Consider the following 12072-nt stretch of genomic DNA (forward strand, 5'->3'; position numbering starts at 1 on the left):
CCGGATACAGAGGAAAGACCATGACCGACACCACGATTGCCTGGGATCTCGGCGCCGACCGGGTGCTCACCCTCACCATCGACGACCCGAGCCAGTCCACCAACACCATGACCGCGGCGTTCGCGCGTGACCTCACCGCGACCGTCGACCGGCTCGAAGCCGAGATCGACACCTACGACGGTGTCATCCTCACCTCGGGCAAAGACACCTTCTTCGCCGGTGGCGACCTGAATCTGCTGATGAACGCCACCCCTGCGACCGCGCCGGAGATCGCGCTCGGACTCGATACGTACAAGGCCGCGTTCCGCAGGCTGGAGCGACTGGGCAAGCCGGTGGTCGCGGCGATCAACGGCACCGCGCTCGGCGGCGGCTTCGAGGTCGCGCTGGCCACCCATCACCGGATCGCCCTCGACGCCAAGGGAACTCTGCTCGGTCTGCCCGAGGTGACCTTCGGTCTGCTGCCCGGCGCAGGCGGTGTCACCCGCACGGTGCGGCTGCTGGGCGTCACCAGCGCGGTGCTCAACGTCGTGGGCCAGGGTCAGCGGATGAAGCCGGCCAAGGCGTTGCAGGTCGGCATCGTCGACGAGGTGGTGTCGACCCGTGCGGAGCTGTTCGACAAGGCTCGCGCCTGGATCGCGGCGAATCCCGAGGCCGCCCAGCCCTGGGATGTCAAGGGCTACAAGATTCCCGGCGGCACCCCGTCGAGCCCGGCCCTGGCAGCCAACCTGCCCGCCTTCCCCGCGAATGTGCGCAAGCAGCTCAAGGGCGCGCCGATGCCCGCACCTGTCGCGGTGCTGGCCACAGCGGTCGAGGGCGCGCAGGTCGACATCGACACCGCCTTCGCGATCGAGACGCGTTACTGCACGAACCTGATCTGCGGTCAGGTCTCGACCAACATGATCAAATCGCTGTTCTTCGACCTCGGCACGATCAACAAGGGCGGCAGTCGCCCCGACGGATTCCCCGTGCGCACACCGGGGAAGGTCCTCGTGCTCGGTGCCGGAATGATGGGCGCGGGCATCGCGTATGTGCAGGCCCGTGCGGGGATGCGGGTCGTGCTCAAAGATGTGACGATCGAAGCGGCCGAGCGCGGCAAGGACTACTCGCGCAAGCTGCTCGACAAGGCCTTGCGCAAGGGTGCGATCACCCAGGGCAAGTACGACGAGATCCTCGGCCGCATCCACCCCAGCGCCGATCCGGCCGACGCCGCGGGCTGCGACTTCGTCGTCGAGGCGGTGTTCGAGGATCCGGGCCTGAAGAAGAAGGTCTTCGGCGAGATCGAGGCGCTGGTGAACCCGGACGCCCTGCTCGGCTCCAACACCTCCACCCTGCCCATCACCGACCTCGCCACCGGCGTGGCGCGGCCGGCCGACTTCATCGGCCTGCACTTCTTCTCGCCGGTGGACAAGATGCCGCTGGTGGAGATCATCGTCGGCGAGCAGACCAGCGACGAGGCGATCGCGCGCGCCATCGACTACACCCTGGCCATCAAGAAGACCCCGATCGTGGTGAACGACAGCCGCGGCTTCTTCACCAGCCGGGTGATCGGCCAGTTCATGGACGAGGCGATCGCGCTGGTCGCCGAGGGCGTGCACCCGGCCTCGGTCGAACAGGCCGCCACCCAGGCCGGCTACCCCGTGGGCGCGCTGGCATTGGCCGACGAGATCAACATGAAGCTGGCGCAGAAGATCCGGCGCAGCCTGAAGGAGAACCTGCTCGCCGAGGGGCGCCGCTGGGTCGAGTCGAAGGCGTATCCGCTCGTCGACGCCATGGTCGACGACTTCGACCGGCCGGGACGGCTCGAAGGGCGTGGCTTCTACGACTACGACGCCGACGGCAAGAAGCTCGGGCTGTGGTCCGGGCTGGCCGAGAAGTACACCCGGGACGACCACGGCATCCCGTTCATCGATATGCAGGAACGGATGCTGTTCGCCGAATCCCTCGACACCGCACGGTGTTTCGACGAGGGTGTGTTGCGCACCGTGCCGGACGCGAACATCGGGTCCATCTTCGGCATCGGCTTCCCGGCCTGGACCGGCGGTGTCGTGCAGTACATCAACCAGTACGCGGGCGGCCTGGCCGGATTCGTGGCCCGGGCCGACGAACTGCGCGCCGCCTACGGCGACCGCTTCGAGGTACCCGGCTCGCTGCGAGCCAAGGCCGCTGCCGGGGAAACGCTCGGCTGAGTGGTCGCCATGACGATGACGCACAGCGACATCCGACACCTGGTGACCCCGGGTGCCGGATGCGGGGCCGTGGCACCGGCACACGATGTCAGGGGCCCCGGCCTGCGGGCACACCGGCGCCGCACGGCCATGGCGGCGGCCCGCGAGGTGTTCGTCGCCCACGGGTATCACGGCGCGCGGATGGACGAGATCAGCGCAGTGGCCGGGATGAGCAAACCCACGCTCTACAGCTACTTCCCAGGCAAGCTCGACCTGTATCTGGCGGTGCTGCAGCACTATCTGGACTGGATGGTGACCGGCGTCCGGGACGCCCTCGCGGCCGATGTCGGGCACCGGGAACGGGTCCATCGCGCGGTCACGGTGTACTTCGACTTCGTCGACGAGGACGCGGGCGGGCATGTGCTGGTGTTCGAATCGCCCGTGCCGAGTGAACCCTGCGTCGAATGGCGGGTGCGTAACGCGATGAACGAATGCGCGGTCCTGGTCGGTGCGCAGCTGCGGGCCGCCGGTGCGGCGGCGTTCACCGCGGACGCCTGTGCGTGGGGCTTGGTCGGGGCGAGCCATCTCGCCGCCCGCCACTGGCTCGACGCGGGACGGCCGATCCCCAAGGTCGAGGCGGTCGAGACCGTGGTCGCGCTGTGCTGGAACGGCTTGTCCGCCGTTGATCAGGTCAGCTCGGCTCCGACGCGTCGGTCGGCGTGACGTCGGGTCCGTCGTGCTCGGGTGCCGTTTCGGTGCGTTGGCGGCGCGGGGTGGTCTGGTCGATGCGCGAATCCTCGGTCACTGCATAGTGTTTGACGTACTCGGACAGGAATGCCTGCACCGTCGCGGTGGCCGGGATGGCCAGCAGCGCCCCGACCGCGCCGAAGAGCGCGCCACCGGCCAGCACCGACAGCAGGGCGATGGCGGCGTTGACGTCGACGGTGCGCGCGGTGATCCGCGGTTGCAGCAGATAGTCCTGGAGCCACTGATAGGCCACCGCGAACACGATGATCCACACCGCGTCGAGCGGATCGACGGTCAGCGCGACGAACACGGGCAGGATGGCGGCGAGGTAGGTGCCGACCGTGGGGATGAACGCGGAGATCACCCCGAACCACACGCCGAGGGCGATCGGGTTGGGCAGGCCGAGGATCGCCAGGAACCCGCCGTGCACGACCGCGGAGATGATGGCCAGCACCACCCGTGAGTACAGGTAGCCGCCGGTCTTGTCGATGGCAAGATCCCACGCGTGCAAGAACCGCTGCTGCCGGGCGGGCGGCAGCAGCGAACACACGGTGCGTCGCACCTTCGGCCCGCCCGCGGTGAGGTAGACGCTGAACAACGCGATCGTCAGGACCTGGGCGAGTCCGCCGAGCACCGTCGTCGACACACCCCAGGCATTGTTGGCCGCGGTGTGCGCGTACTCCTCGATCAGGTTCGATTCGTGCAGCAGCCGTTGGCTCAGATCGTGCACCGTGAAACGCTGGCCGAAGGCACGATTGACCCAGGCGACGCCCTCGTCGAGCAACCGTGGCGTCTCGTGGGCCAGATTGGTCGCGGTCTCCACCAGCAGCGTCACCAGTGCGCCGAGAAAGGCCAGTACACAGGCGAACGTGGCGACGAACACCACCGCGGTGGCCAGACCACGTCGTAGGCCACGGCGTACCAGCGCCGCGACCGCCGGTTCCATCGCCAGCGAGATGAAGAAGGCGACCACCAGGACGATCAGCAGGCCGGTCAGCCGGTGGAACGCCCAGTCGGCCAGCAGGAACAGCCCGAAGAACACCAGGGCGAGCACCATCGCCTTCGGAAGCCATGGCGGCATCCTGGTATGGGTGCTGACCTGCGGAGCATTGTCCGGGGAGTCGGTGTCCACGGCTCCCAGTGTCGTCCCGCACGAGCCCGCTCGGTGGCACCGACGCGGCTTCCTGTGCCGCCACGCGCCCCAGCGGAGCTCGGTACCTCAGTCGGAATGACATCCGCCCCCGTGACAGCGGGCCCGGGTTCTTCCGCCGTGACGGTCGCGCGCCGTCGCCGTCCGTGTCGGGCCCCGGTGCCAGACTCTGCGGTGTGCGATGGGCAGTGGCGGAGACGGGGGACGGTGGCGCACGGCTGTGTCCGCTCGATGCGGATGGCCGGCCCGCGGGTCCAGTGATCCAGGAGAGCTCCCTGGTCGAGGCGGTGCGGTCGCGGCCGGAGGTCGAGCGGTGGGTGTGGCGGTCGACGGCGGAGATCTATCGGAACTTGCTGGCGGCCGGCGTGCGGGTCGAACGCTGCTATGACGTACAGGCCGCCGAGGGTCTGCTGATCGGGTACGAGGAAGGTCAATCGGGGCAGGCTCGTTCGCTCGCGGCCGCCTGGGCTCGCCTGCGCAACCTGCCCGTTCCCGCCGACGCGCCCGCGCGGGCCGCCGAGACCCAGCCGTCGCTGTTCGAGTCGGCTCCGGTGCCGTTGCCCTCGGGTACCGACGAGTTCACCGCGCTGCTGGAGGTGTACGCGGGCCAGCTCGTTCGCACGGCACGGACCGAGCACCCGGACCGCATGCGACTGCTCCTGGCGGCGGAGTCGGCGGGCATGCTGGTCGCCGCGGAGATGTCGCGGTCCGGCATTCCCTGGCGCGCCGATGTGCACCGCGAGCTGTTGGACACGATGCTGGGGGAGCGTTTCGCGGGCGGGTCCGAACCGCGCCGGTTGGCGGAGTTGGCCGATGACGTGTCGCGGGCGTTCGGGACCGGAGTGCGGGTGCGTCCGGATCTGCCCAACGAGATCGTGCGGGCGTTCGCCCGGGCGGGAATCCTGGTGTCCTCCACCCGGAAATGGGAGCTCCAACAGATCGACCATCCGGCGGTGGCGCCGCTGCTGGAATACAAGTCGCTGTACCGCCTGCACACCGCGCACGGCTGGTCCTGGCTCGAACAGTGGGTGCACGACGGCCGGTTCCGGCCCGAATACCTGCCCGGCGGCACGGTGTCCGGTCGCTGGACCACCAATGGTGGTGGTGCGCTGCAGATCCCGAAGGTGATTCGGCAGGCGATCCGCGCGGACCCCGGCTGGACCTTGGTCGTCGCCGACGCCGCGCAGATGGAGCCGCGGGTACTCGCCGCCGTCTCGCGCGATCCGGGACTGATGCAGGTCGCGGCTCGGGACGCGGATCTGTACGCGGACCTGGCCGCCCGAGGTTTCGGCGGTGACCGCGCGCAAGCCAAACTCGCGCTGCTGGGCGCGATCTACGGCCAGACCTCCGGGGATGCCCTGACCCACATGGCCGGTCTGCGACGACGATATCCGGCCGCGGTGGCCTACGTCGACGACGCGGCGCGTGCGGGGGAGGAGGGACGTCTGGTGCGGACTCGGCTGGGGCGCACGTGCACCCCGGTCTCGGTCGACTCGCCGGACCAGACCGATCTCAGCGGGTATGCCGGCACCTCCGCGTCCCGCGCTCGTGGTCGCTTCACCCGGAATTTCGTGGTGCAGGGCAGTGCCGCGGACTGGGCGTTGCTCGTCCTCGCCGGTGTGCGGCACGCGATCGCGCGGGCGGGGCTGCGCGCCGAACTGGTCTTCTTCCAGCACGACGAGGTGATCGTGCACTGCCCGGTGGACGAGGCCACCGAGGTCGCCGAGGCGATCTCGGCCGCAGCCGAGACCGCAGGGCGGCTCGCGTTCGGTCCCACACCGGTACGGTTCCCGTTCACGACCGCGGTCGTGGAGTGCTACGGCGACGCCAAGTAGGCCATCTCACCGAACCGGCGATCGACGACCGGCGGATCCTGCGCGCTCTCGGCCCGCCGGACACGCTGCCGGCGGATCCGGCGCTGGAGGCGGAGCACTCGGCTATCTTGGTTCGGATGTGCTCGCCGGAGATCGTTCGCCTCGCCCATGACGGTGCGCCGCGACCGAGTCGACGGGCGATGTTCGGCCTCGCCGCCCTCGCCGCCCTCGCCGCGGTGGCTCCGGCGCCCGCGCTCGCCGCGCCCCGGCCCGGCGCTGTCGTCGATCTCACCCACACGCTCACACCGCAGCTGCCGGTCTGGCCGGGCAATCCGCCGATCGCCATGGTCCCGGTGGCCTGGCACGCCTCGGGCGGCTTCGACCAGCTCGCGCTGGGGTATTGGGAGCACACCGGCACCCACCTCGATGCACCCGCGCACCGGATACCGGGCGGTGCCACGACCGAGGCACTCGCGGTCGAAGACCTCGTCGCGCCGCTCGTCGTCCTCGATATCAGCGCCAAAGCCGCCGGTGACGCCGACGCGGTGGTGACCGTTGCCGATATCGACAGCTGGCGCGGCCAGCACGGGGAGATTCCCGAGCGGGCCTTCGTCGCGATGTACTCCGGATGGGAGCACCGCATCGCCGAGCCGTCGACCTTCCTCGGCCTCGACGCGCAGGGGCGGCCCCACGCACCAGGGTTCTCGGGGGAGGCCGCGCACCACCTTGTCGCGCAGTGCGGGATCGTCGGCGCGGGCGTCGACACGCTCAGCCTGGACTGTGGTGTCGATCCCGACTTCGGCGCGCACACCGCCCTTCTCGGTGCAGGCCGCTATGGCGTGGAGATGCTCGCCAATCTCGCGACGGTGCCGCCGGTGGGGGCGCGAATCGTCATCGGTGCGCCGAAACACGCGGGTGGCACGGGCGGTCCCTGCCGGGTGCTGGCCCTCACCTGAGCGGCATCACCAGTCCGGCCGGCCGATCGAGAGCTGGTGCGCGAAGGTGTTGCCCGGATCCCACTGCGCTTTGATCCGGCGCAGTCGTGGGTAGTTGTCGCCGTAGTAGAAGGCGTGCCACGGCAGACCGGAGGTGTTCCACGTGCGGTCGGCCAGATCCGGATCCGGATAGTTGATGTAGCTTCCGCCATAGACCTCGTTCGGCACCGGTACCCCACCGGTCTCGGCGTGCACCTCGCGATACATCTCGCGAGCCCACCGCACATATCTGTCGTCGTCGGCCGGTGACCGCCACGCCGCATGGATGAGCATTTTCATGAACGAATCCCGGGCGGGGGTGGCCGTGGCATCGGGTGCGACGGCATTGATCGCGCCGCCGAACGGGAGGAATTCGAGCTGGGATTCGCCGAGGAAGGCGAGATCGGTGATGTAGCGGTAGAAGATCCGGAGCTGCGCGGGCGAGTAGGCCTTGCGCAGGTAGGCGGCTTTGACCTTGACCCGGAAGGTGCTCTCGGCCTTGGCGTAGTAGGTTCGGTCGACGGTGTCCCGATAGGACAGCCGCCGCACCGGCAGAAGTGCCGGTGGAGGGAACACGCCCTCGCTCACCGTGGCCACGAATTCGTCGAATCGCGTTCGGGCATCGGGAGAATCGGCGTCGACGAGGATCAGCAACTCGGCCGCGGCGGTGCCGGTCGTCCGGATCATCAGTGGCGCGTACAGTCCGGCGAAATCGTTCCCCGGCGCGCTGTGTCGTTCGAAGAACCCGAGGTAGTTCCCGAGGAACCGGACGAACGAATCCTCCGTGGCGACAGGCAGGATCAGGCGGGCGTTGAGCAGGTGGGCCGGCGGTCTCGGCAGGGCGTGCGCGGGGTCGGTGCCCTCGGCGTCCGGTGACCGCAGCAGAAAGCGCGTCACCACTCCGACATTGCCGCCACCGCCACCGGTGTGCGCCCACCACAGGTCGTGATCGGGCCCATCCCTGGTCGCGAGGACGATCTTCGCGGCCCCGTCGGCGTCGACGGTGACCACCTCCACCCCGGCCAGATGGTCGGCGACGAGCCCGAAGCGCCGCGACAGCGGTCCGTAACCGCCGCCCGGGACGTGGCCACCCATCCCGACGCCGCGGCAGATCCCACCCGGCACGGTGACGCCCCAGCGATGCAGGGCCTCGTACACCGTGCCGATGTCGGCGCCCGCGTCGACCGAGAAGGCGCGCTGACGTTCGTCCCAGTGCACGGTGTTCAGGCGGCCCAGGTCGATGATCGACCGGGTGCGCGCGTTGTCGACGAAGTCGTCGAAGCAGTGGCCGCCTGAGCGGGCCGCGATCGCCGAATCCTCGGCGACGGCCGCGGCGACCGCACGCCGGACCTCCTCGGCCGTGGTCGGCACGTAGATCTTGGCCGGCCGGGCGAGGAACCGGCGGTTGTAACCGCGCTGGGCGAGCGCCTGATACTCGGCATCGCCCGCACCGAGCACTCGCTCACCGGCACGGGCGGTCGGCATTCCGAGGGCGGCGAGCGCGCCACCCACCGTGGCCGCGGTGATCAACCGTCGACGGGAGATCGGCACCGGACTCCTTCCGCCCAACAGTGTTCGAGACGAATCTGCTCGGACAGTAGCGGAATCGCCGGTGCGATGGGGTGAGGGCGCCCGGCGCGGTTACGCCGCCTGGACGGTGACCGTCGTGTCGGTGCTGGGGTAGTGGAGAACACGCAGGCGCCCGCTGGCGACATCGACCGCGTCGGCGACCACGAAACCGGTGTCCGGGGTCTCACCGGCGAAACTCGTGCTGATCACCCGGTAGCTGCGCCCGGTCTCGAGCACGATGTCGCCCGATCGGAGCCGGCCGGCCGGAGTGGGCGCGCCATCGCACTCGTCGACTGTGCCGTTGCGCCGGATGACACCGATCAAACTCAGCATGCTCTCTCCACCTGTGCAGCGTCGCGAATCCGCGTCCCGTTTGCCGGATGAGCGAACGGGTATTCGAGAGTCTTTTACCCGGCATCGCCGCGTTCGAACCCTCGAATTCCGGGACGGCGCGAGTTCGGCTCCTCGGTGGCCTTCCCCGTCGGCCTCGCGCAGGTCACCGGTGCGAGGTGGCCTGCGGCGCCGATGCGCGGAAGACCACCTCGCGCGGTTCCGGGATCAGGGCTTGCGGGCGACGGCGCCGTAGGCCGAGATCGGCAGGACCTCACCCACCTCGACGCCTTCCGGGCGCCACTGGGTGATCGAGACGAAGCCGGGGTCAGCCATTTCCAGGCCGTCGAACACGGCCCGGATCTGTGCCTGGGTGCGCGGGATGTAGGGCGTGCCGCCGGTGCCGGTGTAGTTCTCGCACAGCGTGACGTAGGCCTGGCTGTCGTCGGTGCCGTCCCACATGATCAGGTGGCTGCCCGAGGGCACCTCGCCGAGCACGGTGCCCACGATCCGCAGCAGGTCGTCGTAGGTCTTGGCGTGACCGAGCACGCCCATGAACATCACCGCGATCGGCTCGTTGAAGTTCAGCACGTTGCGCGCGTCGGCGACGATCCGCTCCGGATCGTGGAAGTCGGCGTCGATGTAGGTGGTGACGCCCTCGGGGGTGGTGCTGGTCAGCAGCGCCCGCGCGTGGGTGAGTACCAGCGGATCGTTGTCCACGTAGACGATGCGGGCATCGGGGGTGACGCCTTGGGCGACCTCGTGGGTGTTCTGCATCGTCGGCAGCCCGGTGCCGATGTCGAGGAACTGGCGGATGCCGCGCTCGCGGGCCAGGAAGCGCACGGCCCTGATCAGGAACTGGCGCGACTGCACGGCCATGGTGGAGATGTCCGGGTCGACGGCCAGGCCCGCGTCACCGGCGATCTTGTCGATCTCGTAGTGGTCCTTGCCACCCATCCAGTAATTCCAGATCCGCGCCGAATGCGGGATGTCGGTCCGGATCACCGGGGTGTGCACGTCGGTCATGAGCCCTCGCTCCTCTGCAAAATTGACAGCGGTGGTACCCACCCTGGGCAGGAGCCACCAGCGGCACAGCATCTGATCTGTTTGCGACAGTACAAGATTCACGCCGCCAGGGTGTGGTGGATGACAATGCGGATCAGCGCGGCAGAGGAGCGGCGCGCGAGCGGGTCAGGTCGAGAGATCGCCGGGGCGTGCGTGCCGGGGATGATCGGCGATGAGGTTGTTGTACAGCACGCTCAGATCGAGCGAATCGGCCTCGGACTTCCTGGTGTGCGCGCCACGGTCGACCTGGCGGTGCAGGCCTTCCATCTTCTCGTCGAGCTGGGTGGCCACCTCGGCGGCCTGGGCCAGGTCGGCGCGCAGATTCGGCGGGACCTCGCCGCGGTACTTGTAGTAGATCTTGTGTTCGAGGCTGGCCCAGAAGTCCATCGCGATCGTGCGGATCTGGATCTCCACCGGAATGCGCTCGGTGCGGTCGGAGCGGGACACCGGGATCGACACGATCAGGTGCAGGCTCTGGTAGCCGTTCGGTTTGCGGTGGGTGATGTAGTCGCGCTCCTCGAGCACGGTGATGTCCTCGCGCCCGGCCAGCATGTCCCGGATCGCGCCGATGTCGGAGATGAAGCTGCAGACCACCCTGACTCCGGCGATGTCGAGCACGTTCTCCCGGATGGCGGCCAGATTCATCGCGTAGTTCTTGCGCCGGACCTTCTCCAGCACGCTCTCGGGTGACTTGAGTCGTGAGCCGACATGCTCGATCGGGTTGTACTCGTGGGTGTTGTTGAAGTCCTCGCGCAAGATGTTGATCTTGGTCGTGACTTCGTCGATCGCGAACTTGTAGCCGAGCATGAAGTCGACGAACTGCTCCCGGAGCACCCGGAGATCGTCGACGGCGATCTGCTCGCCGTTGCCGAACGGGGCGTCGGTGCTGTGGTCGAGCTGCCAGGGTCTCATCGACCTCCATTGTGCCTTTCCCGCTCGGCGCGCTGCCGTGGTGCTGGTCACGGTGGTGATCGCGAGCCTGGTCCCGGGCGGACGCGACGCCGGGATCTGGCCGGTGGCGGGCGTGATTGGGGTGGAAACGCGTCGTCCGTCGAGGGATCGTGTGGTCGGTGGGCGATCGCCGCCGTCGCCTCGAGTACGGCGATCGCGGTGTCGAACGGGAACGGTGCGGTGCATCTGGAATTGCACACCGACGCCAATTCCGAGGTTCCCTACGAGCAGCGGTTCTCGGTGATCGGGGCCGACCTCGACACCGGTCGCAACGGTCAGGAGCAGGTCACCGCTGCGGTCGAAGGCCCGGACAACGTGCTCTCGATTCCGCGGGTGCGGACCGAACCGGGCCGCGTCGCCTTCGTGTTGGCCGCCGCCAACCACGGTTCGGACCAGAACTACACCAACGGTGACTGCAGCGTGGAATACGCCGTCCGCTGAGCTGCCCGCGCCCCAGCCCGTCAGGCGGCGGCGGGATGCGGGGCGGTCAGCGACGTCAGCAGGGTGCTGCGCAGTTCGTAGAATGCCTGGTCGCGGTTGAGTTCGGCCTGCTCACGGGGGCGCGGGAAGGTGACCGGGATGTCCTCGGACACCGTGGCCGCCGGACCGTGCGACATCACCAGGATCCGATCGGACAGCACGATCGCCTCGTCGACATCGTGGGTCACCAGCACGACGGTGCGCCGTTCGGACTCCCACAGGCGCAGCAGCTCACCCTGCAGGTCGACGCGGGTGAGTGCGTCGAGTGCGCCGAAGGGCTCGTCGAGCAGCAGTACCTTGGGCTGCAGCGCGAAGGCGCGCGCGATACCCACCCGCTGCTGCATACCGCCGGAGAGTTCGCGGGGCTTCTTGTCCTTGTGCTTACCCAGCTTGACCGTGTCGAGGTAGTGATCGGCCAGCTCGGCGCGCTCGGTTTTCGACAGCTCGGCTCTGGCGCAGTTCAGTGCGAACAGCACGTTCTCCCGCGCGGTCAGCCAGGGCAGCAGCACGTGCTGCTGGAACACCATCCCGCGGTCGCTGCCGGGACCGGTGATCGGTTGGCGGTCCAGCCAGAGTATTCCGCCGTCGGGTTCGGTGAGCCCCGCGATCATCGACAGCACCGTGGATTTGCCACAGCCCGACGGTCCGATCAGCGTCACGAACTGACCCTCGTCGATCGAGATCGTGGTCGGCGCGATGACCTGGTTCCAGCCTTCTTTCGCCGGATACCACTTCTCGACGTTCTCGAGGACCAGCGAGCCGCTCCGCACGGCGTCCGAATCATTGTGTGTGGCCATGGGTTTCACTTCCTGTTCGCAAAGAGGGTC

General features: G+C 68.6%; 11 protein-coding genes. 5 read left to right on the forward strand and 6 right to left on the reverse strand.

Annotated features, from left to right (window positions below; all coding sequences use genetic code 11):
• Positions 1–20 precede the first annotated feature (20 nt).
• The gene (locus BOX37_RS15710; RefSeq protein ID WP_071928303.1) at positions 21–2186 is read left to right on the forward strand and encodes a 3-hydroxyacyl-CoA dehydrogenase NAD-binding domain-containing protein; all 2166 of its coding nucleotides are present in this window, start codon (positions 21–23) and stop codon (positions 2184–2186) included.
• A 9-nt stretch (positions 2187–2195) separates the two neighbouring features.
• On the forward strand, positions 2196–2888 hold the full coding sequence (locus BOX37_RS15715) for a TetR/AcrR family transcriptional regulator (RefSeq protein ID WP_071931546.1): 693 nt from the start codon (positions 2196–2198) through the stop codon (positions 2886–2888).
• Here BOX37_RS15715 and BOX37_RS15720 read toward each other — a convergent pair.
• Positions 2857–4044: an AI-2E family transporter gene (locus BOX37_RS15720; protein ID WP_071928304.1), complete on the reverse strand. Its 1188-nt coding sequence runs from the start codon at positions 4042–4044 to the stop codon at positions 2857–2859. The genes BOX37_RS15715 and BOX37_RS15720 overlap by 32 nt on opposite strands.
• A gap of 194 nt (positions 4045–4238) precedes the next feature.
• Between BOX37_RS15720 and BOX37_RS15725 the strand changes: the two genes are divergently transcribed.
• Both BOX37_RS15725 and BOX37_RS15730 read left to right on the forward strand, forming a co-directional pair.
• A complete protein-coding gene (locus BOX37_RS15725; RefSeq protein ID WP_071928305.1) occupies positions 4239–5897 on the forward strand; it encodes a bifunctional 3'-5' exonuclease/DNA polymerase in 1659 nt (552 codons plus the stop codon).
• Positions 5898–6013: 116 nt separating this feature from the next.
• A complete protein-coding gene (locus BOX37_RS15730) occupies positions 6014–6832 on the forward strand; it encodes a cyclase family protein (protein WP_071931547.1) in 819 nt (272 codons plus the stop codon).
• Positions 6833–6838: 6 nt separating this feature from the next.
• Here BOX37_RS15730 and BOX37_RS15735 read toward each other — a convergent pair whose 3' ends face one another.
• The 4 genes from BOX37_RS15735 to BOX37_RS15750 all read right to left on the reverse strand — a co-directional run bounded on the left by BOX37_RS15735 (position 6839) and on the right by BOX37_RS15750 (position 10726).
• Positions 6839–8401 (reverse strand): FAD-binding oxidoreductase, encoded by a 1563-nt coding sequence (locus tag BOX37_RS15735; protein ID WP_071928306.1) that lies wholly within the window; start codon positions 8399–8401, stop codon positions 6839–6841.
• A gap of 90 nt (positions 8402–8491) precedes the next feature.
• A complete protein-coding gene (locus BOX37_RS15740; RefSeq protein ID WP_071928307.1) occupies positions 8492–8752 on the reverse strand; it encodes a hypothetical protein in 261 nt (86 codons plus the stop codon).
• 225 nt (positions 8753–8977) lie between these two features.
• Complete coding sequence (locus BOX37_RS15745; RefSeq protein WP_071928308.1) at positions 8978–9775, reverse strand: SAM-dependent methyltransferase; 798 nt, start codon at positions 9773–9775, stop codon at positions 8978–8980.
• Between the two features lie 165 nt (positions 9776–9940).
• Complete coding sequence (locus BOX37_RS15750) at positions 9941–10726, reverse strand: GTP pyrophosphokinase (protein ID WP_071928309.1); 786 nt, start codon at positions 10724–10726, stop codon at positions 9941–9943.
• A gap of 198 nt (positions 10727–10924) precedes the next feature.
• On the opposite strand from BOX37_RS15750, the gene BOX37_RS15755 reads away from it, so the two are divergent.
• On the forward strand, positions 10925–11206 hold the full coding sequence (locus BOX37_RS15755) for a hypothetical protein (protein ID WP_071928310.1): 282 nt from the start codon (positions 10925–10927) through the stop codon (positions 11204–11206).
• A 20-nt stretch (positions 11207–11226) separates the two neighbouring features.
• Here the strand turns inward: BOX37_RS15755 and BOX37_RS15760 are convergent, their stop codons facing one another.
• Complete coding sequence (locus BOX37_RS15760; RefSeq protein WP_071928311.1) at positions 11227–12042, reverse strand: ABC transporter ATP-binding protein; 816 nt, start codon at positions 12040–12042, stop codon at positions 11227–11229.
• Positions 12043–12072: the final 30 nt, after the last annotated feature.

This window comes from Nocardia mangyaensis (assembly GCF_001886715.1).
GTDB lineage: Bacteria > Actinomycetota > Actinomycetes > Mycobacteriales > Mycobacteriaceae > Nocardia > Nocardia mangyaensis.